This is a genomic window from Microbacterium sp. (assembly GCF_052099035.1).
GTDB lineage: Bacteria > Actinomycetota > Actinomycetes > Actinomycetales > Microbacteriaceae > Microbacterium.
Genome location: NZ_JBQDSX010000043.1, coordinates 1 through 25641, shown reverse-complemented (window position 1 = coordinate 25641; position 25641 = coordinate 1). Strand labels below are relative to the sequence as shown.

General features: G+C 66.3%; 23 protein-coding genes and 1 pseudogene. 10 read left to right on the top strand and 14 right to left on the bottom strand.

Translation table 11 applies throughout. The annotated features are described in order from the left end of the window. The 3 genes from nhaA to ACTIAO_RS12665 all read left to right on the top strand — a co-directional run. The coding region (nhaA, locus tag ACTIAO_RS12675) for a Na+/H+ antiporter NhaA (RefSeq protein ID WP_441906584.1) at positions 1-1131 on the top strand (1131 nt) is incomplete at its 5' end. 518 nt (positions 1132-1649) lie between these two features. Next, positions 1650-2627: a glycosyltransferase gene (locus tag ACTIAO_RS12670; RefSeq protein ID WP_441906583.1), complete on the top strand. Its 978-nt coding sequence runs from the start codon at positions 1650-1652 to the stop codon at positions 2625-2627. Positions 2628-2667: 40 nt separating this feature from the next. Then, a complete protein-coding gene (locus ACTIAO_RS12665) occupies positions 2668-3153 on the top strand; it encodes a hypothetical protein (protein ID WP_441906582.1) in 486 nt (161 codons plus the stop codon). 297 nt (positions 3154-3450) lie between these two features. On the opposite strand, the gene ACTIAO_RS12660 is transcribed toward ACTIAO_RS12665, so the two are convergent. The 4 genes from ACTIAO_RS12660 to ispG are packed head-to-tail and all read right to left on the bottom strand — an operon-like array spanning position 3451 to position 7142. Continuing rightward, on the bottom strand, positions 3451-4356 hold the full coding sequence (locus ACTIAO_RS12660) for an aminoglycoside phosphotransferase family protein (RefSeq protein WP_441906585.1): 906 nt from the start codon (positions 4354-4356) through the stop codon (positions 3451-3453). Between the two features lie 5 nt (positions 4357-4361). Continuing rightward, on the bottom strand, positions 4362-5105 hold the full coding sequence (locus ACTIAO_RS12655) for an alpha/beta fold hydrolase (RefSeq protein ID WP_441906581.1): 744 nt from the start codon (positions 5103-5105) through the stop codon (positions 4362-4364). 19 nt (positions 5106-5124) lie between these two features. Next, positions 5125-5991, bottom strand: a complete 867-nt coding sequence (locus ACTIAO_RS12650; RefSeq protein ID WP_441906580.1) for a hypothetical protein — start codon at positions 5989-5991, stop codon at positions 5125-5127. Next, positions 5991-7142 carry a flavodoxin-dependent (E)-4-hydroxy-3-methylbut-2-enyl-diphosphate synthase gene (gene ispG / locus ACTIAO_RS12645; RefSeq protein ID WP_441906579.1) on the bottom strand — a complete coding sequence of 384 codons (1152 nt, stop codon included), beginning with the start codon at positions 7140-7142 and terminating at the stop codon, positions 5991-5993. The genes ACTIAO_RS12650 and ispG overlap by 1 nt, the downstream gene beginning before the upstream one ends. Positions 7143-7341: 199 nt before the next feature. Between ispG and ACTIAO_RS12640 the strand changes: the two genes are divergently transcribed. Next, entirely contained in the window at positions 7342-9279 is a 1938-nt protein-coding gene (locus tag ACTIAO_RS12640; protein ID WP_441906578.1) for an anthranilate synthase family protein, read from the top strand. A gap of 13 nt (positions 9280-9292) precedes the next feature. Here the strand turns inward: ACTIAO_RS12640 and ACTIAO_RS12635 are convergent, their stop codons facing one another. Then, positions 9293-10603: a M50 family metallopeptidase gene (locus ACTIAO_RS12635; protein ID WP_441906577.1), complete on the bottom strand. Its 1311-nt coding sequence runs from the start codon at positions 10601-10603 to the stop codon at positions 9293-9295. 51 nt (positions 10604-10654) lie between these two features. On the opposite strand from ACTIAO_RS12635, the gene ACTIAO_RS12630 reads away from it, so the two are divergent. The 3 genes from ACTIAO_RS12630 (at position 10655) to ACTIAO_RS12620 (ending at position 13708) form a co-directional block, all read left to right on the top strand. Beyond that, positions 10655-11227: a hypothetical protein gene (locus ACTIAO_RS12630; RefSeq protein WP_441906576.1), complete on the top strand. Its 573-nt coding sequence runs from the start codon at positions 10655-10657 to the stop codon at positions 11225-11227. Between the two features lie 109 nt (positions 11228-11336). Continuing rightward, entirely contained in the window at positions 11337-12020 is a 684-nt protein-coding gene (locus ACTIAO_RS12625) for a YcnI family copper-binding membrane protein (protein ID WP_441906575.1), read from the top strand. 74 nt (positions 12021-12094) lie between these two features. Continuing rightward, the gene (locus ACTIAO_RS12620; RefSeq protein WP_441906574.1) at positions 12095-13708 is read left to right on the top strand and encodes a Mur ligase family protein; all 1614 of its coding nucleotides are present in this window, start codon (positions 12095-12097) and stop codon (positions 13706-13708) included. A gap of 198 nt (positions 13709-13906) precedes the next feature. Here ACTIAO_RS12620 and dxr read toward each other — a convergent pair whose 3' ends face one another. Continuing rightward, a complete protein-coding gene (dxr, locus tag ACTIAO_RS12615; RefSeq protein ID WP_441906573.1) occupies positions 13907-14989 on the bottom strand; it encodes a 1-deoxy-D-xylulose-5-phosphate reductoisomerase in 1083 nt (360 codons plus the stop codon). Positions 14990-15017: 28 nt separating this feature from the next. Further along, positions 15018-15965 (bottom strand): FKBP-type peptidyl-prolyl cis-trans isomerase, encoded by a 948-nt coding sequence (locus ACTIAO_RS12610; RefSeq protein ID WP_441906572.1) that lies wholly within the window; start codon positions 15963-15965, stop codon positions 15018-15020. A gap of 128 nt (positions 15966-16093) precedes the next feature. Between ACTIAO_RS12610 and ACTIAO_RS12605 the strand changes: the two genes are divergently transcribed. Beyond that, complete coding sequence (locus tag ACTIAO_RS12605; RefSeq protein WP_441906571.1) at positions 16094-16897, top strand: lysophospholipid acyltransferase family protein; 804 nt, start codon at positions 16094-16096, stop codon at positions 16895-16897. A 3-nt stretch (positions 16898-16900) separates the two neighbouring features. Here ACTIAO_RS12605 and ACTIAO_RS12600 read toward each other — a convergent pair whose 3' ends face one another. Then, positions 16901-17374 (bottom strand): OsmC family protein, encoded by a 474-nt coding sequence (locus tag ACTIAO_RS12600; RefSeq protein WP_441906570.1) that lies wholly within the window; start codon positions 17372-17374, stop codon positions 16901-16903. Positions 17375-17406: 32 nt separating this feature from the next. Between ACTIAO_RS12600 and ACTIAO_RS12595 the strand changes: the two genes are divergently transcribed. Both ACTIAO_RS12595 and ald read left to right on the top strand, forming a co-directional pair. Further along, the gene (locus tag ACTIAO_RS12595) at positions 17407-18402 is read left to right on the top strand and encodes an asparaginase (protein WP_441906569.1); all 996 of its coding nucleotides are present in this window, start codon (positions 17407-17409) and stop codon (positions 18400-18402) included. A 57-nt stretch (positions 18403-18459) separates the two neighbouring features. Beyond that, positions 18460-19572, top strand: coding sequence for an alanine dehydrogenase (gene ald / locus ACTIAO_RS12590; RefSeq protein ID WP_441906568.1), 1113 nt, complete (start codon positions 18460-18462; stop codon positions 19570-19572). Positions 19573-19594: 22 nt separating this feature from the next. On the opposite strand, the gene ACTIAO_RS12585 is transcribed toward ald, so the two are convergent. The 6 genes and pseudogenes from ACTIAO_RS12585 to ACTIAO_RS12560 all read right to left on the bottom strand — a co-directional run. Beyond that, positions 19595-22369, bottom strand: a complete 2775-nt coding sequence (locus ACTIAO_RS12585) for an FtsK/SpoIIIE domain-containing protein (RefSeq protein ID WP_441906567.1) — start codon at positions 22367-22369, stop codon at positions 19595-19597. Between the two features lie 56 nt (positions 22370-22425). Next, on the bottom strand, positions 22426-23280 hold the full coding sequence (locus ACTIAO_RS12580; protein ID WP_441906566.1) for a PP2C family protein-serine/threonine phosphatase: 855 nt from the start codon (positions 23278-23280) through the stop codon (positions 22426-22428). A gap of 177 nt (positions 23281-23457) precedes the next feature. Beyond that, complete coding sequence (locus ACTIAO_RS12575) at positions 23458-24246, bottom strand: large exoprotein (protein WP_441906565.1); 789 nt, start codon at positions 24244-24246, stop codon at positions 23458-23460. Between the two features lie 92 nt (positions 24247-24338). Beyond that, positions 24339-25085: a YaaA family protein gene (locus tag ACTIAO_RS12570; RefSeq protein ID WP_441906564.1), complete on the bottom strand. Its 747-nt coding sequence runs from the start codon at positions 25083-25085 to the stop codon at positions 24339-24341. 75 nt (positions 25086-25160) lie between these two features. Further along, on the bottom strand, positions 25161-25421 hold the full coding sequence (locus tag ACTIAO_RS12565; protein ID WP_404438918.1) for a F0F1 ATP synthase subunit epsilon: 261 nt from the start codon (positions 25419-25421) through the stop codon (positions 25161-25163). 2 nt (positions 25422-25423) lie between these two features. Then, a pseudogene (locus tag ACTIAO_RS12560) lies at positions 25424-25641 on the bottom strand (F0F1 ATP synthase subunit beta); the annotation flags it as partial.

Sequence of the window (25641 nt, the reverse complement as noted above, 5' to 3'; positions counted from 1 at the left end):
ATCGACTGGCACCCAACCGCAATATTCAGTGGCACCCATGCCGTCGAATACTCACTTGAGCTCAAGCGCGAGGTCGTCGCAGGCGATCTCCGTCGCTTCGGCACGGCCATCGTGCCCATCACAGCTGCTGTCGGCGGAGTTGTCGTTCCGGCTCTCATCTACGCCGCGATCGTGTGGCAGCAGCCGTCCTTACGTGAAGGTTGGGCGATCCCCACCGCGACCGACATCGCCTTCGCCGTCGCGGTTCTCGCACTGATCGGTTCGCACCTGCCGAGCCCCCTGCGGGTGTTCCTCCTCACCCTCGCCGTCGTCGACGACCTCATCGCGATCTTCATCATCGCCGTGTTCTACACCACCGACATCGACATGATCGCGCTGCTCATCGCGGTCGCCCTCATCGCGGTCTACGGCGTCCTCGCTCAGCGGTATCGGACGTTCTTCCGTGAGAGGGCGTTCGCAGCCTGGCTCATCCTGCTCCCACTCGGCTTCATCGCGTGGGCATTCCTGCATGCTTCGGGAATTCACGCGACGATCGCAGGAGTCGTGTTGGCGTTCACCATCCCCGTGCGGCCAATCAGGAAAGATCCCAACCCTTCATCGCGCCCCGGTCTCGCGGAAGAGTTCGAACACCGCTTCCGCCCACTCTCCGCCGGCTTCGCCGTACCAATATTCGCGTTCTTCGCCGCGGGAGTATCCATCGGCGGCGTCGACGGCGTCCTCCGCGCTGCCACCGACCCCGTCACGATCGGCATCGTGGTCGGGCTTGTCCTCGGCAAACCCCTCGGCATTGTTGTATCCGTGCGTCTCCTAACCCTGACGACCAGAGTCAGGCTCGACCCAGCGCTGCGGTGGATCGACCTCATCGGTGTCGGATTGCTCGCGGGAATCGGATTCACCGTCTCGCTCCTCATCGCGGAACTCAGCTTTGGCGCGGAAAGCACGCACGGCGATGACGCGAAGATCGCGATCATGATCGCCTCCCTTCTTGCGTCGCTCTTCGCCTCGAGTATCTTGATCGCGCGGAACCGGCGCTATCGCGCAATCGCACGCGCAGAAATGATCGACGAAGACGGTGACGGGACCCCAGACATCTACCAGGATGTGCCACCAAAGACGGCCGTGGATCCGTGACAGCGCGAGCTACGATCCAACCTCGGCGGTGCCTCCGTTGAGCCATCGGGGTGGGAGCGCTCGTCTGATCATCGCGGCGCCCCCTCCGACCGAGGCCAGTGGTATGGTTGCGCCGCTCCGCGCTCCATGGCCACCGTCGCCCGAGGACGGGGTTTCGCGTTCGCTAAAGAAGGACTAGTGTGATCTCTCGGTGTGCCGGGAAGTCTGGTCGGCGGCAATGCAGTGACCCGCAACGCGACCAGAACGGCCCCGAACCGATGACACAATCAACATGGCGGAGGCGGCCACCACGGCTGCTCCTGGCCACCATGGGGAGCCGTGGCGACGTGGAGCCTTTCGTGCACCTGGCACGAGCAGCCCACCGCGCCGGGATCACCGTACGGATCGCTGTCCCTGATCAGCAAGAGGTCGACACTCAGGGGCTCGATGCCGTCAGTCTTGGTATCCGCTTCGCGGATCTCGCACCGGCCCCTGGATCTTCTGCCATCACCGCCTTTCGGGAGACGGTTAGGCCTGCGATGAGCCGTGCACTGCGCACCTTTGTGGAAGTCGGCATGGGGTGGAATCCAGACATCATCGTCTCGCACCCGAAGGTTCTCACTGCGCCCGTCGTCGCCGCACGTCACGACATCCCTTACCTGACCGTGGAGCTGACTCCCACACTCACGCCGACTTCACAGTTCCCGGCCGCCGGAATAGCTTCTCGATCACTGGGACCGATGCTCAATCGCGCCAGTTACCGTGCCGTCAATATGGCTGGCGCTATGTTCGCAGCGGATGTTCGTGCTGCGCGCCGTCGGCTGGGGGTCCCTGACGGAAGGATCCCGACCCCGGATGCATCGCTCGTCGCCATCAGCCCGAGCCTGCTCCCACGTCCCGCGGATTGGCCAGCAACAGCACGTATCACCGGCGACTGGCACGGATCATCACGGCTCCGCGTCGACGACACGAATCTCGCGGCGTTCATCGACGACGAGGCGCCTTTCATCTACGCCGGTTTCGGATCGATGACCGGTGGAGACGCTTCAGCCAGAGCCGAAGCGATCATCGAAGGTGCTCGTCGCGCAGGTTTGCGCGTTCTCGTCGCCACCGGGTGGGGCGGGTTGCAACCCCCCGTGCGCTGCCTGGGACCTGACGTGTCTGTCACGACATCCGTGTCGCACGAGGCCGTCCTCCCTCGTGCCGTCGCAGCCATTCACCATGGCGGTGCGGGGACCACCCACGCCGTCGCCCGCGCGGGCATCCCCTCGGTCGTCGTGCCTTTCCTCGCCGACCAGCCCTTCTGGGCACATCAGTTTCAACAACTCGGACTCGCACCGGCTCCGCTACACAAAAACCGACTAAGCCCCGAACGCGTCTGTGCAGCCCTCGCCGCTTCCATGGACTGCACAGGACAAGCTCGCGCCACCGCAGCGCAGATGAGCACCGAGGACGGTACGGGCGACGCTGTCTCATTCATCACCGCCGCTACACAAGCCGAGCGAACCACGGCATGACCTCAGAAAACAACGATCCAATCAGGATGACATGTCGGCTATGACCACGGCGATTTCGTATCGTGGGGATGACATCTTCTCCCAGCTGCCCCCGCAGGGCGATGAGGCGACGCACCCCGTCGCATGTCTAATCTGGGGCGCTGATCTCAGAGGTCTCGGTCCGGGTCGATACATCAGGCACGCGTTGCACGACCAGGCCAGCGCGGCGTTCAGCGCCATCAGGACGCAGGCCGTTCTTCGGCATCTCATCATCGCCTACCGATGCGCTCCGCAGCTTGGCAACCGCCTCCGGCACACCGCATACAACGAGTCACGACGGCTCCACGCCGCTTTCGAGCTCGAACGGGCACGCGACGTCGACGTCATCATGATCGACGTCACCGAACTCGATGACAACAACCTCGCACATCACCGCTTCACCGAACTCGCGGGCAAACGTGCAGGAGTCGCTGGCTATGCCGCAATCTCATGGAGCGACATCCAGCACCAACCCATCCAGACTGCCGTCAAGCAGGACGTCGTCTGATCATTCAAGAGGATAGGAAGCGCCTCCTCCCTACGGGCGGTTGGCACTTCCTTCCTGCGCGTTGAACTGGGTTTCCGCGACCGCCGTCGGGGAGTTCGAGATGTGAGCACGACCTTAAGTGCGAGACGCATGCGGAGGAACAAGTTCCTTCTCCGTCGTCAGCTCGCTATACGTTGCAACGATAGCCTTCGGCCGGACGGTAGTGCTCGATCGTCTCTGGCGGACGCGTGCGCCAGAGCAGGTGGCGTCGAGCACCGCCGCAGCATCCGCCAGATTTCACGAGATCAGACTTCAACCTCAGCGCGACGTCTGACCGTATGTGGCAACGAGGCGCTCCAGCGTGCTGCGTCCCAACGCGCTCATGGCGGGGTTCGAGTCGACGTAATACCAGACGAGTCCCATCGCCTGCTGGAACGCCCATGCAGCACCCCGCTGCCACTCGAGCTCATCACTTCCGATCCCTGCGCGGAAGGTCGTGCGGGCATCAGCATCCAGCAGATGCCACGCGACCACCAGATCCAGTGACGGGTCAGCTGGAGCGAAGCCCCCACCATCAAGGACCCCGCCGAGCCGCTCCCCCGCGAGAACAAGATTCGGCGGGGTGAGATCGCCGTGCGTCATCACGGCCGTGCCAGGGGCTGCAAGCTCGCGGAACCGGCGCCACATCGCACGCAGCTCGTCGACCGGAAGCAGACCTTCACTCTCGGTCAAACACAGTTCCACCCACTCATCGGAGTCCTGCAGGTTCCCGCCGCGCCCCTCGCCTGAGAACGCGCGACCCTGAGTATCCGCGCGGCGGAGCGACTCGACGAGGTCGACGAGATCGCCCGCGAACACGTGCGAGTGCGCGAGGGCCACGGGCGTCGCCACGTCGCCCGGGACCCAGGTCTGCACCGACCATGGCGACGGGTACCCCACTCCGGGCGCACCGATCGCAACCGGCAACGGCGTAGCCACAGGACAGACCTCGGCGAGTTCCCGCATCGTCGACGCTTCGCGTGTCAGTGATGATCTCGTGTCATTTGCAGCATCCATAACCAGCGGGAACCTGGCCGCGAGGTCGTCACCGATCCTGAAGATCACGTTCACCGTGCCTGCACCCGCGACCGCATGGATCGGCTCCGACCGCCACTGCGGAAACTGCTCATCGATCAGGCCGCGCGCGATCTGCTTGTCGATGAGAAGCTCGCCGTCATGCATCATCACGGCTACGACGATATCGGCCGGATGGGTCCGTCATCGTTGAACACCTCGGGCAGCGCCGCCACGAACTCGTCGCAATGGCTGTACCAGACAGTGTGTGCGGCGCCTGGGATGCTGCGCACGTCGACGCCGCGTCCAGAGAGGCTGCGCGCATCATCGTCCGTGACGAATGAACTGGGCTCCGCACGGACGAGAATCGAACCGGATCCCGGCGGATACGACACATCTGCCCCCGACGAGATCGAAGCAGCAGTGGCTGGATCGAACTTCTCCGCTGCGCGGGCTTCAACGAGAGCATCCTGCTCGCTGTAGTACGGTCTCGTTGTCCGCAACCAAACGGCGTCCCGTCGTCGTGCACGATCGGCGGCGTACTGGGCGGTGAGCTGCTCACGATCGGCGCCGCCGATGAACGAACAGCTCGTGTCGACGTACACCGCGAGATCAATGGGCAGACGAGCAGCAGCTGCTGCGAGAACCGTTCCGCCGTAAGAGTGGCCGATCGCCGAGATCGGCCTGCCGCCGGTCATCCGCCACAGCGTCTCGACGACAGCGTCGGCGGCCGATTCGATAGTGCTGCTCGCATCGCGAGGCGAATCCCCATGACCGGGAAGATCGAGCGCGATCACGCGGCACTCGCTCGCCGACAGCGCGGATGCCACCCGCCACCAGCTCTCGGCGGACCCCATCATCCCGTGCAGGAGCAGCATGATCCGCTCGCCGGAACCGCTCTCGACTGCGTTCAGCAGCATGCGGTGCCTCTCGATCCAGTCAGGATGCAGGAACGACGGTGGTCGTCATCACCAGCGTCTGCGGGTCGGGGAGGTCCAGCGACACCGTGATCGACCCGAAATCGTTCAGCGATGTCACGTGCGTCCCGCCGCACAGCATCACGGCATCCCCCTCGGGCAATGCGCATTTCCACCTGCGACGGTCGATGATCGTCGGCCCATCGGCCTCGATGGCGCTCGGCGCGCCCGATGCGACCCATGCCGCCAGTTGCGCATTAGCGCGCTCCTGGCGCTCGGCAAGAGTCGCAGCGAACATCTCGGTATCGAATCCTGCCTTGCGCAGGCTCTTCCCCAGCCGGTACTCGTCGACGCTACCGTCCTCGTGGATGCGGCTGGACTGGTTCGCGCGCCCCTCGAAGTCCGGGTTGCCGAGGGCATCGGCACCGGGATCTTTGCGCCACAGATCTGCGACGGCGAGATCCAGCGCGAGCGAGGCGAGGTGGCAGGCGGTGTGGCCGCGGCTCAGACCGCCGCGACGTGCGGCATCCACGTCGAGTGAGATCGATGCTCCGGGCGCGAGCCACTCCGGCACCTCGGTGACGGCGAGACGGTGCCCGACCAGCCACGTCCAGCCCTCCGCACCGCGCTTGACCGGAATGTCGCTGCCGACAGCAAATGACCCGTCATCGCTGACGGCGGCCATGACGGCTTCTACGACGGCCACAGCGTCAGCGCCGGCACTGACAGTGCCGGCATCCCCCGGCTGATCCGGCCAGGTGTGATCGACCGGATGGAACGGCGTCTCCGCCACCACGATAACCGCACCATCGGGATGGGGGTGAGCGTACGAGACAGTGCTCGCACGGCGGACGTCACCAGAGGGGAACGAGACGAGCGTTGCGGACATCAGGCGGTTACGACCTGGGCGGTGCCGAGCTGCGCGTCCGGGCCCATCTCGGCGGCGATGCGGTTCGCTTCCTCGATGAGGGTAGCGACGATATCTGCCTCGGGCACGGTCTTGATGACCTCGCCCTTGACGAAGATCTGCCCCTTGCCGTTGCCGGAAGCGACGCCGAGATCGGCTTCGCGGGCCTCGCCCGGGCCATTCACGACGCACCCCATCACCGCGACACGCAGCGGAACGGTCAGATCCTTCAGACCTTCGGTCACGTTATCGGCGAGCGTGTACACGTCGACCTGTGCGCGCCCGCAGGACGGGCACGACACGATTTCGAGCTTGCGCTCACGCAGATTCAGCGACTGCAGGATCTGGTGTCCGACCTTGACCTCTTCGGCTGGAGGCGCTGACAGCGAGACACGGATCGTGTCGCCGATGCCCTCGGAGAGCAGGATCCCGAACGCCGTCGCCGACTTGATCGTCCCCTGGAACGCCGGGCCTGCCTCGGTGACGCCGAGGTGCAGCGGCCAGTCGCCTCGCTCGGCGAGCTGGCGGTATGCCTTGACCATGACGATCGGGTCGTTGTGCTTGACCGAGATCTTGAAGTCGTGGAAGTCGTGCTCCTCGAACAGCGATGCCTCCCACACGGCACTCTCCACGAGCGCTTCGGCTGTGGCCTTGCCGTACTTCTGGAGAATGCGCTTGTCGAGCGAACCGGCATTCACACCGATGCGCAGCGAGACTCCGGCAGCCTTGGCCGCCTCAGCGATCTTGCCGACGTTGCCGTCGAACTCACGGATGTTGCCGGGGTTCACGCGCACCGCGCCGCAGCCGGCGTCGATAGCCGTGTAGATGTAGCGGGGCTGGAAGTGGATGTCGGCGATCACCGGGATCTGACTCTTCATGGCGATGATCTTCAGCGCGTCCGCATCATCCTGATGGGGGACGGCCACGCGCACGATCTCGCATCCGGACGCCGTGAGCTCTGCGATCTGCTGCAGAGTCCCGTTGATGTCTGTCGTCTTCGTCGTCGTCATCGACTGGACGCTGACGGGAGCATTGCCGCCGACAAGAACTTTTCCGACCTTGATCTGGCGGGTCTTGCGACGAGGGGCGAGGACTTCGGGGACCTTAGGCATCCCAAGATTGACTGCAGGCACACCTCAAGGTTACGCGGCTCTGCCGGGCGAGGGCTGGAAGTGGCGCAGGCGGCACGCCGCACTGTGATAGTTTCAGCCCATGCGTACAACCACCTGGTGGCCCGCCGTCTAGGCGGTGCGTTCGCAATCCACGAATTCAGACCGCCTCCGGGGCGGTCTTTTCGTTTGCCCGAGCCGGAGCACTGCACAGGAGACATCGATGACCGATACCGCAGCCCTGCTCGCCGAACTGCGCCGCGACGCCGACGCGTCCTTCGTGCTGATCGCCCGCGATGGAATGGACAGCGTCGAGCTCCTCACCGGCCCGATCTCGGACGTCGACCTTCTTGCCGACATCCCGCTCACCGTCGACGGGACTCCGCGCGAGGTCTTCGCGATGGTCCCCTACCGTCAGGTGCGCGAACGCGGATTCGTGGCGACGGATGACGGTACCCCGCTTCGCTGTCTGCTCGTCGACGAGCACCGGTACCTCCCACTCGATGAGGTGCTCGCAGCCCTCCCCACCGATCCGATCCCGCTGGCAGACGCCGGATTCGACATCAGCGATGAAGACTACGCCGAGGTCGTCACGCGTGTCATCTCCGAGGAGATCGGCCGTGGAGAGGGTGCGAACTTCGTGATCCGCAGAGATTACACGGCGACGGTCGACGCCGATGAAGTGACCACTGCCCTCACCTGGTTTCGTGCGCTGCTCGCTCATGAGCGCGGCGCCTACTGGACGTTCGCCGTCGTCACCCCCGGCCACATCGCAGTCGGCGCCAGCCCGGAGGCCCACGTCGTCGCCCGCGACGGCATCGTCACGATGAACCCGATCTCGGGCACGTTCCGCCACCCCGCCGGCGGTGCCACCAAGGAGACGCTGGTGGATTTCCTCTCCTCCACGAAAGAGACCGAAGAGCTCTTCATGGTCGTCGATGAGGAACTCAAGATGATGAGCGCGGTGTGCTCGGACGGCGGGCGCATCACCGGACCGCACCTCAAGCAGATGTCCCGCCTCACTCACACCGAATACATGCTGCGCGGCCGCAGTCGCCTCGACCCCCGCGATATCCTCCGAGAGACGATGTTTGCGCCGACAGTGACCGGCTCGCCGATGCAGAACGCGTGCGCAGTCATCCAGCGCCATGAGACGAAACCGCGTGGCTACTACTCCGGCGTCGCCGCGCTGTTCACTCCGAACGACGATGGCGGTCACGACCTCGACGCGCCGATCCTCATCCGCACCGTGTATCTGGAGAACGGTCACCTGGGCGTTCCCGTCGGGGCGACGCTGGTGCGTCACTCCGATCCCTATGGCGAGGTCAGTGAGACCCATGGCAAGGCCGCGGGCGTTCTCGGCGCCATCGGCGCCATCGCGCGCGACATCAGCGTCGCTCCCCCGGTGAAGGCCGACCCGGATGAGCCGACCGCGCCGACGAACCTCGCCGATGACCCCGAGGTCGCTGACCTCCTCGCCTCACGCAACTCGCGTTTAGCCGAGTTCTGGCTCAACCCGCAGCAAGACGATGTCATCGGCCCGTTTACCGGCCGCTCGGCGCTCGTCGTCGATGCCGAAGATCGCTTCACCACGATGCTCGCGCACCAGCTGCACCACCTCGGTCTCGATGTGAAGATCGTGCCGTGGGATGCGGCAACGGACGCCGACATCGACGGCGCGGATCTGCTCGTCGCGGGGCCTGGGCCCGGCGACCCCCGCGATGTCGGGTCGAAGCGCATCTCCCGCATGAGCGAAGTTGTCGCCCGGCGGATCACGCAGGGCGCTCCCCTGCTCGCCGTGTGCCTCAGCCATCAGATCCTTGCCGACAGCCTCGGCATCGATCTCGTGCCGTTGGATGCCCCGCACCAGGGCCTGCAGAAGACGGTGCCGATCTTCGGTGAAGACGCTTCAATCGGCTTCTACAACACGTTCACCGCCCGGGTCGCCCCCGAGACTGAGCATGTGGGCGTGTTCACCGGACTGTCGGACGGCACGCCAGGAGCCTCACTCGAAGCCGAAGTGTCCGCCGACAGGACCACCGGCGACGTCTATGCCCTCCGAGGTGAGCACTTCGCCAGCGTGCAGGGGCACTTGGAGTCGATCCTCTCTCGCGACGGCATCCGCACGCTCGAGCGCCTCATCGGGCACGCCTTCGCCTGACGAGCCCCCAAGGCTACTGGAGCAGATTCACCGGGTTCACCACATCCGCGAACATCAGCAGTGCTCCCATCGCGATCATCAGCACCGCCACGACGATAGTGAGCGGCACGAGCCGGGTCGCATCCACCGGCACCGGCGGAGGCCGGCGGAACAGCTTCGCCCAGGCTTTACGGATGCCGTCCCACAGCGCCACCACGACGTGTCCGCCATCCAGCGGCAGCAGCGGGATGAGGTTGAAGACGAACAGGGCGACGTTGAGCGAACCGAGCAGACTCAGCAGGAAGACGAAGCGGTTCAGGACCGGAGCATCCGTCGCTGCGACTTCGCCGGCAAGGCGACCGACGCCGACGACGCTGAGCGGCCCGTCGGGGTCGCGGTCAGCGCCCGTCACGAGCGACGAGCCGACGTTCCACAGCTTGACGGGAAGCTGCACGATCAGCTCGGCAACGCGTCCGACGTTCTCCCCCGCCAGGGCCGCGCCGGTGCCGATCGGCTGCGGCACGAAGCCCATCTGCGAGCTCATCCCGACGTACCCCACTTCGGCGACGATCTGCTTGCCGTCCGAGTCAAGCTTCGGTTGGCCGCCAGCATCCGTCAGCGATCGCTCGGCCGAGATCGGGGTGATCGACAGGTGCACGTCCTCCCCATCGCGCGAGACGATCACGTCCAGGCTCTTCCCCGGAGATGCCTGCACGATCTCGGTCGCCTCGGCGAAGTCGGACACCCGCGTTCCCGCAACCGACACGAGGACGTCGCCCGGCAGCACACCGGCTTCCGCCGCGGGCGAGGCCGGGTCGCCCGGCTCGCACTCCGTCTGCGTCGTGCCGGCCGGCAGCACGCACTCGGTGACACCGGCGATCGTGGTCGTGCCCTGCTGCAGTCCGATACCGGAAGCCAGCACGGTGAAGATGATCACCGCAAGGATGAGGTTCATCGCAGGCCCGCCGAGCATGACGATGATCCGCTTCCAGACCGGAAGCCGGTAGAACACCCGCTCCTCGGCACCATCGGCGATCGTCTCGTCATTCGCCGAGCGGGCATCTTGCACGAGAGAGGCGAACAGGCCGCGCACCGGCTTGCCATCGGATGCCGGATACATCCCCGACATCGAGATGTAACCACCGACAGACAGGGCTTTGACTCCATACTCCGTCTCACCGATCCGCTTGGACCACAGACGGGGGCCGAAGCCGATCATGTACTGCCCCACGCGCACGCCGAACAGCTTCGCGGGCACGAGGTGCCCGATCTCATGCAGCCCGATCGACAGGCCCAGTCCGATCAGCATGAAGAGAATGCCGACGACGTAGAGGAGGATTTCCACGTCCCCACGCTACTGGGCACGAACTAGGAATCCGCCGCATAAGCTGGGGCCGTGACTTCCCGGCAGCTGCGACTCCTCCGTGGCGCCGCCGCATCGACTGTCGCGACGATCATCGCCGCAGTGTCGCACACCATTGGCGGCGGAATCGCACCTCATCCGCTGCTTATTCTGGCGTTGAGCGTCTTCCTCACCCCACTCGCCGCGCTCCTCGTCGGAAGCCGCCCGAGCCTTCTGCGTCTGGGCGGCGCCGTGCTGCTCTCACAGGCGGTGTTCCATGCTCTCTTCGTCGCGCTGAACGCGACGGTCACCCCGACCATCGCGAGTGCCGGACACCAGCACGTGCTCTCGCTCGGAACCGCATCCGGCACGGTCGCGGCGGATTCCGGGATGCTCGGCGCCCACGTCATCGCCGCCGTATTCACGATCGCTCTGCTCTGGCGCGGCGAGAGCATGCTGCGTGCCATCGGCAGATGGGTGCGCGCCGTGCTGCGCGCGCGCATGCCGCACCCCCAGGTTGCATGGCCGGCGCCGCCATCGGTGTCGCGCACAGCGCGCCTCATCATCCAGATAATCCGGGTCGGGGATATCTCCAGGCGGGGTCCACCGGTCTTCTCCCGCGGCTGATCCGCCTCATCCGGCGGATCGGGCGCAGACATGTCACCTATCCCGCGGTTCGCGCAATTTCAGCGCGCCCGCACGCAGAGACGACTCTGCGCATGTTCAAGGAGAAACCATGTTGAAGACCCACCGCGGCGCACTCATCGCCGCACTCGCCGCCGGCCTCGTGCTCGCAGCCCCCGCCGCCGCACAGGCACATGTCGGCGTCAGTCCGGACGCCGTCGAACCGGAGGGCTCCGCCGTCCTCACATTTTCGTTCACCCACGGCTGCGAGAATTCACCCACCACAGCGCTGCGCATCACGATGCCCGAGGGTCTCACCTCGGTCTCCCCCACCGTGGATGCGATGTGGGACGTCGCCGTCGAACGAGCAGACAACGGTCTCGTCTCGGCAGTCACCTATACCGCCGCCACCCCTGTCGCGCATGACCTGCGGGGTGCGGTGACGATGGCGGTACGACTCGGTGAGGACGCACCCGAATCGCTCGTCTTCCCCGTCGAACAGCAGTGCGAGACCGGCACGAACGAGTGGGTGGAGATCGCCGAGGATGGTCAGGATCCGCACGCCCTCGACTCCCCCGCCCCCGTCGTCACCGTCACCGACGCGACAGACAACGGATCGGATGCCGGTCACGGCGAGCACGCCGAAGGCGCAGAATCGGATGCTGCGCAGGAGACGGCCGGCCCAGCATCCGGCATCGGGATCGCTCTCGGATCAGCGGGGCTTCTGGCCGGCGTCGCCGCGCTGGTGATCGCGATCCGCGCATCCCGTCGCGCATCCAACGGACCCGTGCGCTGACATCCGTCTCGGGGGCGCGCCGGGGTGGTTATCCGGCGCACCCCCGAGACCGCGCGTGAGATCATTGAAGGGCTATGTCTACTCAGCCCAGCCTTCCTCCTGTGCTCCGTCCTGTCGCCCCGCCACAGCGGGCCCTGGCGGACCTCGCCGCTCGATTCGGCACCGCCACCCGCGGTGAGATCGACGGTGTCATCCTCACTGGAATCACTCTCGCCACCGCGGACCTCCGCGCCGGAGAGGTGTTCGTCGCCATCCGCGGTGTCAACCAGCACGGTGCGGCATTCGCCACTGCTGCAGCGGAGAAGGGCGCCGTCGCGATCGTCACCGACGCGGATGGCGCGGGCATCGCGGCCGATTCGGGTCTTCCGATCGTGATCGTCGACGATCCTCGTGGCGTTCTCGGTGCGCTGAGCGCCTGGGTCTACGGCACCGGGGCGGACGATGACCTCCCGCTCCTGTTCGCCACCACCGGCACGAACGGCAAGACCAGTGTCACGCACCTGCTCGCCGGCATCCTCGGCCAGCTCGGCGTCGTCTCAGGACTCTCCTCCACGGCGGAGCGCCACATCGCCGGGGACGTCATCATCTCCCGGCTCACCACCCCCGAAGCATCCGAGACCCATGCCCTGCTGGCGCTCATGCGCGAGCGACAGGTCGAGGCCGTCGCCGTCGAGGTGAGCGCCCAGGCGCTGTCCCGCCGCCGCGTGGACGGCATCGTCTTCGACGTCGCCGGTTTCACCAACCTCTCCCACGACCATCTCGACGATTACGCCGACATGGAGGAGTACTTCGCCGCGAAGCTCCCACTGTTCCGCCCCGATCGCGCGCGCCGCGCGGTGATCTCGCTCGATTCCGCCTCCGGCGTCGACGTCGTCGCGGCCTCCGAGATCCCCGTGGTGACCGTGGGGACCCCGGCCATCGCCGCAGACCCGGATGCCGCATCGCAGGCGGACTGGGTCGTCACGATCGAGGAGGAGCGCCAGCGCGGCACCCGCTTCACGATGTCGGGACCCGAACGGCGCACGCTCACCACGGTTGTTCCCGTCATCGGTCCGCACATGGCCGCCAACGCCGCCCTCGCGATCGTCATGCTGCTCGAGGGCGGCTACGCCTGGGACCGCATCGTCGACGCGCTGAGCCGCGACGGCCAGATCGACGCGTACCTGCCCGGGCGCACCGAACTGGTATCCGGCGAACGGGGCCCTGCCGTGTACGTCGACTTCGGACACACCCCGGATGCATTCGTGAAGACGCTCGCCGCTGTCCGCCGGGTCACGCCAGGACGCACGCTCATGCTGTTCGGCGCCGATGGCGACCGTGACGCCACCAAGCGCCTCGACATGGGGCGCACGGCGGTCGAAGGCAGCGACATCCTCGTCATCACCGACCACCACCCGCGGTTCGAGGACCCGACGTCGATCCGCGCCACCCTCATCGAGGGGGCACGCGACGCACAGCCGGATGCTGAGATCCACGAGTTCTCTCCACCGGAGAAGGCCATCATCGCCGCCGTCGGCATGGTCGGCGACGGCGATGCGATCCTGTGGGCCGGTCCCGGCCACCAGGACTACCGCGATATCCGCGGAGCTCGCACGCCGTACTCGGCCAGGGAGCTCGCGCGCCGTGCACTGCGGGATGCCGGATGGCCGGTGCCCGAGCCGCACTGGCCCGTCCCCTACGACGACTGAGGTTTGGCGGGGGTACGGCTTCGACGAAGGAACGGCTTCGACTCGCTGGCGCTCGCTCACCCCGCTTCGTCTTCGGCTGCTCCGCTGCCTCCGCTCAACGACCCGCAGAAGTCGCCCGTCATTCCCCGGGTCGTTGAGCGAGCGAAGCGAGACGAAACGCGTTGAGCGAGGAGCGCCAGCGACGAGTCGAAACGACGACTACCGCCCGGCAATAGACTGATCGGCTGTCCGACGCGCCCAGTCCTCGGCATCCGCCAGTGACTCGACCGTCAGCGCGCCCGGTGCGTCATGCGCGTCGACAACGCGAGCGACCGTGTCGACGATGCCGAGGAACGACAGGTGCCCGTCGTGGAAGGCATCCACGGCCTGCTCATTGGCGGCGTTGAAAACTGCGGGGAATGTCGCGCCCGCCCGCCCGACGCTCTTCGCGAGGGCGACGGCGGGGAATGCCTCATCGTCGAGCGGCTCGAAGTCCCAGCTGGTCGCCTGCGTCCAATCCAGCGGCCGACCGACACCGCCGATCCGGTGCGGCCAGTCCAGTGCGAGCGAGATCGGCAACCGCATGTCGGGCGGTGAGGCCTGCGCGATGGTCGACCCGTCGATGAACTCGACCATCGAGTGAACGATGGACTGCGGATGCACCACGACCTGGATGTCGTCGTAGTCGACGTCGAACAGCAGGTGCGCCTCGATCACCTCGAGGCCCTTGTTCACAAGCGTCGCCGAGTTCGTGGTGACGACCCGTCCCATGTTCCAGGTCGGATGCGCGAGCGCCTGGGCGGGTGTGACGTCCTCCATCTGACGGCGGCTGCGTCCGCGGAACGGTCCGCCGGATGCTGTAACCACGAGGCGCCTGATCTCATCATGGGTTCCCGACCGCAGCGCCTGCGCGAGCGCGGAGTGCTCGGAGTCGACAGGAACGATCTGCCCCTCAGCGGCTGCCGCAGTGACCAGTTCACCGCCGACGATCAGCGATTCCTTGTTCGCCAACCCGAGTGTGCGCCCGGCTTTGAGCGCCGCGAGTGTCGAGCCGAGGCCGATGGAGCCGGTGATTGCGTTGAGCACCACGTCGGCGTCGACATCGCGAACGAGCTGCTCGGCCTGCTCGGCTCCCAGAGCCGTGTGCTCCACCTGGAACTGCTCCGCCTGTTCGGCGAGCATCTCGGCATTGCTTCCCGCGGCGACCCCGACCAGTTCGAATCTGCGGGGATTGGCGCGGATCACCTCCAGCGCCTGGGTGCCGATGGAACCTGTGGAGCCGAGGACGATGATGCGACGCATGCCGCCAGCCTATGCCCCGCCGAACGGCTTACGAGGTGGCAGGGTGCATCGTGGCGAGGATGTCGACCACGAACACCAGTGTCTTGCCTGCGAGCTCGTGATCGCTGGTGCCCTCTTCGCCGTACCCCTGTGCCGGGGGAATCACGACGAGCACCTGCGAGCCGACCTTCTGACCTGCGAGCGCCTGCACGAATCCAGGGACGTAGGTGTTGCCGTCGATCGACATCGGACCCGCATTGGCCCACGATGAGTCGAAGCTCTCCCCCGTTGCCCAGTCGACGCCGTAGTACTGCAACAGGGTGGTGTCGCCGTCGCCGACCTCGATGCCGTCGCCCTGCTTGAGGACAGAAATCTGCACGTCAGTGGGCGCATCACCTTCAGGGATCTCGATGCTGGGTTCGCCATCATCGGCAAGAGTGACAGCGGGCATGCCGTCCACGGCAGCCTGCTCTTCGCCCCAAGCTGCGGCCGGGACGACATCGAGCACATCGAGAACGTAGAACTGGGCTGCGGCAGCGTCTGTCGTCGGGAACACGACCGACAGGCGCGAGCCCACCGTCGCGCAGCCGATGAGCTGGCCCAGCGGAGCATCGGCGGTCAGTTGCGCGGGAAGAAGCTCGCCCTCGGCGTACCCGGCATCGCCGAGCCGCTCGCCGGAGTCGCCATCGAACGCGCTGAGCGCGTAGCTGACGTAGTCACCCTCAGCGATCTTGGCGCCATCGCCCTCGGTGAGAACCGCCCGCTGCGCCTGTTCGACCGTCTGGCCGAGATCGAACGTCTCGGTGGATGCTGTGCCGAACTCCCCATCGACCGTGACGTTCTCTGCCGCGTCTCCGGATTCGACCGTCGCCGCGCACAGATCAGTGGCTGCGGCATCGGCGTCGTCTCCGGTCGTGCCGGCGGTACCCGTGCACCCTGCCAGCAGAAGTGTGGCTGCGGTGATGGTGGACAGAGCCAGGAGCGAGCGTGTGCGCACAGTGATACCTCGGATCGTAAGCGGGGACCTCCCAATACTGCCGCACCTGCCTTTGCTCCTGCTGAGTGGCAAGGAACCACGGCATCCGCATTCCCGGATCGGAATGAATCTCGGAGTAGCCTGATCTGATGACCTCTGCGCCGTCCGGCCTCCCTGAGCCGACTCCCGAGACGTCCCCGGCAGAGACACAGCACGACGCTGCGACTCCGCATCGCGCCGGTGCGACATATGCCCTCGGGCGTGCGATCATCACCCCACTAGCCCGGCTCATCTACCGCCCGAGAGTCGAGGGACGCGAGAAGGTCCCCACAGACGGCCCCGTGATCTTCGCGAGCAATCACCTGTCCTTCATCGACTCCATCGCCATTCCCGTAGCCGCTCCCCGCCCCGTGCATTTCCTCGCCAAGTCGTCGTATTTCGAGGGACGTGGCTTCTCCGGTGCCCTCAAGCGCTCGTTCTTCGAGTCGATCGGGGCGATCCCCGTGCGTCGCGGCGCCGGCCAGGCCGCTCTGGATGCACTCGATCAGCAGCGCCAGCTTCTGGACGAGGGTCTGACCGTCGCGCTCTACCCCGAAGGGACCCGTTCCACCGATGGGCGTCTGTACAAGGGACGCACCGGGGTGGCGTTCCTCGCGCTCCAGACAGGGGCGCCCGTGGTTCCCGTCGGCCTGATCGGAACCGACAAGGTCATGCCCAAGGGTGCGAAGATGCCGTCGATGACAGAGCGCATCACGGTGCGCTTCGGGGACCCGATCGACGTGTCCGTGCACGGACCGGCGAACAGCGGCAAGGCGCGTCGCCTGGCAACCGATGAGATCATGGCCGGCATCCACGCGCTCAGTGGTCAGGAACTCGCCGGAATCTACAACGAGCCGGCCGCGCAGGGCGCGATCGAGAAGATCAAACAGGCCTTCCCGCACGAACGACGCTGAGGGTCAGCGCGATGTGACGGTCGCTTCGTGGCGCACCGGGAAGTTGACCGAGTTCGCGATGAAGCACATCCGGTGCGCATCATCGTGTGCGCGCTCGGCGGCCGCGATCATCGACGCATCCGCGACGACCACTTCGGGACGCAGCAGCACATCCGTGAACGCACCGCCGCTGCGGCCGTCCTCGGTCATCACCGCGGTGGCCCGATCCCGGTAGGAGACGACCACGACGCCTGCGCTCACGCACGCGTGCAGGTACGACAGCAGGTGGCACTCGGCCAATGCTCCCAGCAGCATGTCCTCCGGGTTCCAACGCCCAGGATCGCCCCGGAACGGCTTGTCGGCCGATGCCAGAAGGTCAGGCTTGCCCTCGACCGAGAGCGTGACGTCGCGGGAGTACTCGCGGTACCCGCTCGTGCCCGTGCCCAGGTCGCCGGTCCAGGTCGCGGTCAGCGCATAGTCGTGTTCGCCGAGTCCCATGCCGCAAGTCTGACAGAGGATAGGCTTGTCGGGTGCTGGAGACTCTCACTGTCGCGGATGCTGTCGAACTCGCTGTTGTCGAGAGGAGCGGTTTCGTCGAATCGCGCCATGCCGGCGCGGCGATCGTGCTCTCCCCTGACGGCGAAGTCGTCCGCAGACTCGGCAATCCCGATGCGCTCTTCCTTCCGCGCTCCAGCCTGAAGCCGTTGCAGGCCGTGGCGTGCGTCACCGCAGGGGCCGATCTCTCGGGAGAGCAGCTCGCCATGGCGACGGCAAGCCACACCGGGACCGACCGCCACGCGGATGTCGTCCGCGAGGTTCTCGCCGCTGGTGGCCTGACCGAGGATTCACTGGCCTGTCCCCCTGCCTGGCCCGGGGACACGGCAACGCGCGACGACCTGGTCCGCGAGCACGGCCAGCCGGCCCGTATTCGCATGAACTGTTCTGGCAAGCATGCTGCGATGCTGCGTGCGTGCGTCGCCACCGGCTGGCCAACACAGGGTTACCTCGACCCGTCGCACCCGCTGCAGCTGCACATCCGCGAGGTCGTCGAGCGACTGACCGGCGAGAAGATCGCACACACGTCGATCGATGGCTGCGGGGCGCCCGTGCATGCCATGACGCTGACCGGGCTCGCCCGCGGCATCCACCGCATCGGAACAGCCTCCGAGCGGTCTCCGTTCGCGCTGCACCGCGTCGCCGGGACTCTGGTGCGCGCGGTCAAGGACAACCCGTGGACGATCGAGGGGCCGGGAAAGCCCGACACTCTCGCGATCGAGACCCTCGGTGTCTTCGCCAAGGGCGGAGCCGAGGGAATTATGGTCATGGTCGCCCCGAACGGCGCCACCGTCGCCGTGAAGATGCTCGATGGCGCAGCGCGCGCATCGACGATCGTCGCGGCAACCCTGCTGGCACGAGCCGGCGCCCTCGGCGATGCCGATGTGGCGACGCTGGCCGAAGCACTTCCCCTCACCGTCCTCGGTGGCGGGAGCGACGTCGGGATGATCCGTCCCGGCGCCGGAATCTGATGCCCTGACCCCGGGGCCGCACGATCCCTCGATGGCGAGGGTGGAGAGGAAGTCACGATGAGGATCAGTGTCCCCACCGAGATCAAGAACAATGAGTACCGCGTTGCGTTGACACCAGCTGGAGTGCACGATCTGGTCTCTGCCGGGCACGACGTGTTCGTGCAGTCGGGCGCCGGGATCGGCTCGTCGATGCCGGATGCCGAGTACGCCGATGCCGGTGCGACGCTGCTGGATGACGCCGCCGAGGTCTGGGCACGCGCCGAGCTGCTACTCAAGGTCAAGGAGCCCATCGCGAGCGAATACGACTACTTTCGCGATGACCTCACACTCTTCACGTACCTGCATCTCGCCGCAGACCGACCGCTGACCGACCGACTCGTCGACAGTCGGATCACCGCGATCGCCTACGAGACGGTGCAGCTCCCCAATGGCAGCCTTCCGCTGCTCGCCCCGATGAGCGAGGTCGCCGGACGTCTTGCGCCGCTGGTCGGAGCGAACACGCTGATGCGCTCGAACGGTGGCCTCGGACTGCTGATGTCGGGGGTACCGGGAACCCGGCCTGCCACAGTGACGGTGATCGGCGGTGGCGTCGCTGGCGCGAACGCCGCAGTGATCGCCAGCGGCATGGGCGCGGATGTCACCGTCTTCGACACGAATATCCCGCGGCTGAGGATGCTGGATGACTTCTTCGCGGGACGTGTGAAGACCGCGGCATCCAACCCCCTGGATCTGCGCCGGGCGGTGCTGAACTCCGATCTCGTCATCGGGTCGGTGCTGATCCCCGGCGCACGCGCGCCCAAGCTCGTCACGAACGAGATGGTCGCGCAGATGCGCCCGGGAAGTGTGCTCGTCGACATCGCCGTCGATCAGGGCGGATGCTTCGAGGACACCCACGCCACCACGCATGCAGATCCGACCTTCGCCGTTCATGACACGGTGTTCTACTGCGTGGCAAACATGCCCGGTGCCGTGCCGAACACATCGACGTCGGCGCTCACGAACGCCACACTGCCGTATGTGCGCAAGATCGCGGCGCGCGGGTGGCGCAGCGCTCTCGGCACCGATCCGGCATTCGCCGCAGGGCTGAACGTCGCATCCGGAGCGATCGTGAATGAAGGAGTCGCGGTCGCGCACGGACTGGAGGCGCAGCCGGTCGAGTCGGTGCTCTGACGCGCGTCTGACCTGTTACGTGTCACCGCCCCTCTGCCGAGCCGAGGGGCGCGATCACGACTCGGCGCGGCGCCTGCCCGTCATGCATGCTCCACGCGCGTCCCCTGTGGGTCTCGGCGTAGGGAGGAACCTCGCGGACTCCGGCCAGTGAGCGCAACTCTGCCGCGCACTCGGCGAGCACGAGCATCTCGCCGTCGGTGCGCATGCGCTGCCACAGCGGCCACTGCCGCTGCCAGCTCTCCGCATCGCCGACGAGGATCCCCCGCGTCACCGCCGAGGCATCGAGCACCAGATCGGCTACGGGAATCACCTCGCACTCGGGGTGCGCCGCGCGCAGGGTATCGACGGCTCGACGCGCGGCCGGCGCCACCACCCCGACCAGGTCGCCGCTCGGCGCCCATGCCGTTACCTGCGTCTCGCCGACGGCATCCAGCGGAGCGTCGGTCCAGGCGATCTGGATCTCGGTGCCATCGATGCGGGCGCGACCGGCCGGACGGTCACGACGGTAGCCGTCGTTGTCGCCGCCGGCAGCGAGGTGCTCAAGCTTGGTGCCGGTCCGCAGCAGCATCCGTGTGGGGAGCGCCTCGATCACCCGTGCGATCTGCCCGGATACTCTCCCCGTCGCGATCACGACGGTGCGACGCCGCGCGGCCGCCGACCGAATCAGCCTCTCCAGCCGTTCGAGCAGCACCTGGGCGTGCTCGACCGGAAACCCCGCGACCAGTTGATCGAGGTCGTCACAGAGCACCAGCTGCGGGCCGGCGGTATTCGCATCTTCGAGAGCGGCGATCGCGTCCCAGGCCCGCTCCGGGTCGGCGGGAATCAGGACCGTCTGACGGCCTTGTGCCGCCAACGCCCGCAGCACCGATGTGCGTCCGGAGCCGCTCCCCCCGACAACTGCGATCCCCCGGTCTGTTCCCGGCCGCAGGATGAACGGCACTTGACGCTGCCGTTCGGGTTCATCGGACAGTCCGAGCAGCAGCTCCCCGTTCTCGTGCGCTCCGCTGTCACGCACCAGCGCGTCCAGCGAAAGCTGTCGCGGGAGAGGTGGCAACCACGGACTCGTCGGGGTCTCGGCGCCTACCCACCGCGCACCGATCGCGCGCAGGTCACCCGCGCCCGTCAGCGCGATGCGCACGGCAGCTGCATCAGCGTCCTGCGGCCGCCGTACGAATGCCAGTCCTCGAGAGGCTGCCCCGCCGGGGAGCTCGGCTGCGTCATCGGATCCGATCACCAATCGGCTGTCGGCGGACTCGGTGACGCGCAGGCTCACCCGAAGTGGACAGTTCGCCGCCAGGGCGTCGCGGATCACCCCGGCTGCCCGTTGCGTGCCGAGGATCAGGTGCATTCCCAGCGCTCGTCCGCGCGCGGCGATATCCGTGAACACGACGCCGAGATCGGCATGTTCCTGAAGCAGCGCCGCGAACTCGTCCACGACGATGACAAGGCGCCCGAGCCGCCCCTCGGACTCTGCGATGTTCCGCGCGCCAAGAGCTGCCAGCACCGCCTCTCGTCGTCGAAGCTCTGCCGTCAGACTCTCCACGCCCCTGCGCGCGCCCTCCTCGTCGAGGTCGGTCATGACAGCCGACACGTGTGGCAGGTCGCGCAGCGGATCGAATGCCGTTCCGCCTTTGAAGTCGGCCAGGACGAAGGCGACCTTCTCGGGACTGTGTTCCCGTGCCATCGATGTGATCCAGGTGACGAGAAGCTCGCTCTTTCCCGAGCCTGTCATGCCCGTCACGATCGCATGCGGGCCGTCATCGACGAGATCGAGTACGACCTCGGCGCTCTCTGTCCGTCCGATGGCAGCCGCAAGGCCGGTGCCCCCTTCTGGGGCGCTGGTGAGCTCGTTCAGCGCAACCGTGTCAGGCAGCTGCGCGAGCTCACCCTCCCGCTCGGCGCTGGATGCCGCGACGGCTATGGCCTGAGGACGGGACAGGCACTCGACCACGACGTCCTCCAATCCCGTCCCCGTGCGCAGACGTGCGTGCAGCGGGTCGGAGCAGTCGATGACGGTCGTGATCCCCTCGGGTATCTCACCCCCTGGTGCGCACAGGTGAATCTGCGCGGCAGCGTCCGCGGCATCCCCATCACCATCGCCGATGACGACGGCGAGTCGGAACGCACCCCGTCTGGGCCGACCCGTGTGCGGAAACCCGCTGACCCCCAGTGCTTCCAGGCTGTCGCCGCTCACGGCCAGCTGTGACGGCGCATGCCGCAGGCACAGTTGCACGATGAGCGCACGGGCGGCCGCCGATACGATCGGCAGCGGCCCCCGCAGACACACCCCGCGCCCGACCGGTACGAGAATCGGAGCATCCAGAACGTGAGATGCGCGTTCCCGGAACGAACGAGCACGTTCGCTGTCGTCACCCGTCACCCGCAGGCCGCTGCGACGAGCGCCGGAACCGATGACGAACGGAGTGGTCTCATCGATGGGCTGCAGATCGCGCAGCGGCGGGTCCTGCACGCTGGATGCGGCATCCGGATGCGCGCGACGCAGTTCGCGTCGCTCTCGACGATGCTGCCTCTTCAGCTCCTGCTCGACGCGCCGCCATCCTTCAGTCTGCTCCTGCGCGGCCGTGCGCCGCGCACGCCGCCTGCTGCGCACGCCGTCGAGGAGCGATGCGCCGATCATCAGCGGTCCGAGAGCTGCGAAGCAGAGTGAGAAGATCGATCCGGTGATCAGCCACAGCACCACACCGGCAGCGATCGGCACGACGGCTGCGAGCACGGGAACGGGCTGACGACGCGGTTCCTCGGCCGAAGCCGGGAGGGTCAGTGCTTCAAGATCCATCACCCCATTGCAGGGCATGCGGAATCAGCGTGAACGGTTCTCCACAGCCAGAACGACTATTTCTCAGAACTCGGTTCTGTGGAGGACGAGTCGCCGATCGTCTCGACGCGTACGGTATCGGCGTCCGCGACAGTACTCCCGCCGGTGCGCTCGATCTTGACGACGATCAGCGTGACGTTGTCCCGGCCGCCGTTTTCCAGAGCGGCAGCCAGCATCGCGTCCACGGCGTCCGCCGGGTCGTCCTTCTCGCGGAGGAAGTGCTGGATGCCGTAGTCGGTGAGCTCTTTGGTCAACCCATCGGAGCAGATGACGAACCGGTCGCCATCGAAGACTTCGATGCCGAGGTAGTCAGGCGGCGTGAGCTCACTCGCACCCACCGCACGGGTGATCACGTTACTGTACGGGTGGCTCTCGGCCTCTTCCGGACTCAGGCGGCCCGAGCTGATCAGCTCCTGCACCACCGAATGATCTGTTGTCACCTGGACGAGACGCTGGTCGCGCAGGAGGTAAACGCGCGAGTCTCCGATATTCAGCGACACCCAGCGCGGCTCGCCCTCGACCATGTCGAAGAACACACCGGTCAGCGTCGTGCCGGTTCCTTCATCAGTGGTCTCCGGGTGGGACGCGATATCCGCAACAGCATGCTCGAGCGCCTCCTCGATCGCGTCCGTGGACACCGTGCCCGAATTCACGACTTCCTGGAGCCGCTCGATCGTGCACTGGCTGGCGACCTCGCCGCCAGCATGACCCCCCATGCCATCCGCAACGACGAACAGGGGAAACTCCGCGAGGAATGCATCCTGATTGTTGTCGCGTCGACGCCCGGTGTCCGTGGACCCGGCCCAGGTCAGGGTGATCTTATCCTGATCGGCGACGGCGACGCTATGAGTATGCGTGGTCGTCTCAGACAAAAGGTGCCTCCGGGATAGTCGCAGCGTTTCGGACAGCCGCGGGACTCTCACACATCGTAGTGGAACCGATGCGGCGCTGCGCGGCGGCGCGGGACATGTCCATGTTCCTACGCTATCGGAGCATCGGCGCATCAATGACGAAGGACCCCCGATTTCTCGAGGGCCCTTCGTCATTGATCATGCAGGCGGCTGGTTCGGATCCGCCGGAGGTGCAGGCGGAGCCGGAGGAGCTGCCGGCGGTGGTGTGGTCGGCGGAGTCGACGGCGCCGCAGGCGGGGTCGATGGTGCCGGCGGGGGCGTCACCGGAGCCGAAGGCGCTGCCGGCGGAGTCGACGGAGCTGCCGGAGGCTGGTATCCGGGCGCAGGCTGCTGCGGGTAACCACCCTGGACGGGCTGGCCGGGCTGCGGGTAGCCGCCCTGCTGAGGTGCGCCGTATCCCGGTGCTGCTCCCGCTGCGGGAGCGGCGGAGGGCTGGACCGGCACGCCGTCCCAGACCGTGCGGTCAGCGAAGAAGGCGTTACCGGCCCACGGGGCCGGAGCGATCTGCGCGTTCCAGCGCGACTTGTCGAAGGCGTTGATGCCGAGCCAGACGATCGAGAGGAAGATGTAGAGGACGACCCACGCGCCCTCCTTCTGCAGCTTCTGACCCACGCGGTACGCGGCAATGATCATCACCACGCCGATCGCGATCGGGATGATCTGCCCGAGGAGCGGGATCCAGCTGAGCACGATGCTTGCACCGATCGCATACAGGATCAGCCACGGGCTCATGTCACCGAGCTTCAAGAAGATCATGCTGTTGTACACCGGTACCCAGGCGCGCCATTTGCCCTGCACACCGGCCTTTTCGAAGACCTTCATCAGGAACCACGATGTCAGGACATAGCCCACGACAGCGAAGAGAAAGATAACAAGGCCCGCGGCTGCGATAATCGCTGCTGCAGCACCTGAGTCGTAATAGTCCATTAGCCCCTCCATGGAGTCAGCGATGCATTTCACATCGCGTCACACACACTAGCGTGAGTCAGCACGAGAGCAACAGGCACACGCGGGACCGGTCAGGACGCGACGACGAGTTCGGCGATGCCCTGCTGCTGTCCCATGCGGAGCGTTACTCCGCGAGAAGTCGCCCACTTCTGCAGCGCCGCGAAGCTTCGCGCAGGCGGCCTGTCCTCCGCCAAGGCGCGGACCAGCTCGCCCTTTGCCTTCTTGTTGAAGTGATTGAGCGCTCGACCCTGTTCCGTCACGACACGCACGTAGACCGAAGGAATGGATGCTGGAACCGGGCCGAGAGCGACATATGCCTCGCTGCGCAGATCCAGGGTGAATGAGGGCCGGTCCTCCGCGATGGCGGTGTTCACCGCATCCGCCCAGTGCCTGCGCAGCGGCGCGACGCCGGGAAGCGCTGTTCCGGCGGCAAGCCGATATGCCGGGATGCCATCGAGCGCACCGACCGGTCCGAACGGTGCCGAATGCACCCACACGTGCTGTCCGATCCATCGCCGTGACGCACTGCTCGCGGACGCAGCATCCAATGCGTCATAGAGGACGCCCGTGTAGCGATCGATGGCGGGCATGGTCGGCGCAGTGCGCAGAGCGTGGTTGTGCGCGATTTCGCCGAGCTGCCGCTCGCTGAGCTTGAGCACCTGTTGAGAACGCTCAGGGTCCTCGGCCAGCGCTCGGAGAGCATCGACGACGAGCTCGCGCAACGGTGTGAGTGATGCGAGCGCCAGGGAATCGAATTCCAGGGGTGCCCCATCACCACCGATGCGCTTGGTCTCGGAGGGAGGGAGAAGGATCTTCATACGAACCTGTGCAGGCGAGAAAGCGCCCGCCTGCCACCGCAGAGGTGGCAGACGAGCGCGTTGTCGATGAGTGATTCAGGCGATGAGCGCGGCGTTGCCCGCAACGATCGTCAGCTGGCTGCCTTCCATCGAGAGGAAACCGTCCTGAGCGTTAGCGAGCACCTTGCTGCCGTCGAGCTGGGTGATGCGCACCTGACCCTCGGCGAGGATCGCCAAGATCGGCTCGTGACCGCTCATGATGCCGATCTCGCCTTCGACGGTCTTGGCGACGACGAGCGACGCCTCTCCCGTCCAGACCTCCGCGTCTGCGGAGACGAGGCTGACCTGCAATGCCATGATCAGCCGTTCTCCTTCTGGATCTGAGCCCACTTCTCTTCCACGTCGCCGATGCCGCCGACGTTGAAGAAGGCCTGCTCTGCCACGTGGTCGAAATCGCCCTTGGCGATCGCGTCGAACGACTCGATGGTCTCCTTGAGCGGAACCGTCGACCCCTCGACACCGGTGAACTTCTTCGCCATGTAGGTGTTCTGCGAGAGGAACTGCTGGATGCGACGTG

Excerpts from the sequence above, each read along its gene's own strand:
- ACTIAO_RS12625 (WP_441906575.1), top strand. The coding sequence starts at position 11,337 with ATGTTGAAGACCCACCGCGGCGCACTCATCGCCGCACTCGCCGCCGGC.
- ACTIAO_RS12670 (WP_441906583.1), top strand. The coding sequence starts at position 1,650 with ATGAGCCGTGCACTGCGCACCTTTGTGGAAGTCGGCATGGGGTGGAAT.
- ACTIAO_RS12570 (WP_441906564.1), bottom strand. The coding sequence starts at position 25,085 with ATGAAGATCCTTCTCCCTCCCTCCGAGACCAAGCGCATCGGTGGTGAT.
- dxr (WP_441906573.1), bottom strand. The coding sequence starts at position 14,989 with ATGCGTCGCATCATCGTCCTCGGCTCCACAGGTTCCATCGGCACCCAG.
- ACTIAO_RS12620 (WP_441906574.1), top strand. The coding sequence starts at position 12,095 with ATGTCTACTCAGCCCAGCCTTCCTCCTGTGCTCCGTCCTGTCGCCCCG.
- ACTIAO_RS12600 (WP_441906570.1), bottom strand. The coding sequence starts at position 17,374 with ATGGGACTCGGCGAACACGACTATGCGCTGACCGCGACCTGGACCGGC.
- ACTIAO_RS12650 (WP_441906580.1), bottom strand. The coding sequence starts at position 5,991 with ATGTCCGCAACGCTCGTCTCGTTCCCCTCTGGTGACGTCCGCCGTGCG.
- ACTIAO_RS12655 (WP_441906581.1), bottom strand. The coding sequence starts at position 5,105 with ATGCTGCTGAACGCAGTCGAGAGCGGTTCCGGCGAGCGGATCATGCTG.
- ACTIAO_RS12605 (WP_441906571.1), top strand. The coding sequence starts at position 16,094 with ATGACCTCTGCGCCGTCCGGCCTCCCTGAGCCGACTCCCGAGACGTCC.
- ACTIAO_RS12660 (WP_441906585.1), bottom strand. The coding sequence starts at position 4,356 with ATGATGCATGACGGCGAGCTTCTCATCGACAAGCAGATCGCGCGCGGC.
- ACTIAO_RS12565 (WP_404438918.1), bottom strand. The coding sequence starts at position 25,421 with ATGGCATTGCAGGTCAGCCTCGTCTCCGCAGACGCGGAGGTCTGGACG.
- ACTIAO_RS12640 (WP_441906578.1), top strand. The coding sequence starts at position 7,342 with ATGACCGATACCGCAGCCCTGCTCGCCGAACTGCGCCGCGACGCCGAC.
- ACTIAO_RS12575 (WP_441906565.1), bottom strand. The coding sequence starts at position 24,246 with ATGGACTATTACGACTCAGGTGCTGCAGCAGCGATTATCGCAGCCGCG.
- ald (WP_441906568.1), top strand. The coding sequence starts at position 18,460 with ATGAGGATCAGTGTCCCCACCGAGATCAAGAACAATGAGTACCGCGTT.
- ACTIAO_RS12585 (WP_441906567.1), bottom strand. The coding sequence starts at position 22,369 with ATGGATCTTGAAGCACTGACCCTCCCGGCTTCGGCCGAGGAACCGCGT.
- ACTIAO_RS12665 (WP_441906582.1), top strand. The coding sequence starts at position 2,668 with ATGACCACGGCGATTTCGTATCGTGGGGATGACATCTTCTCCCAGCTG.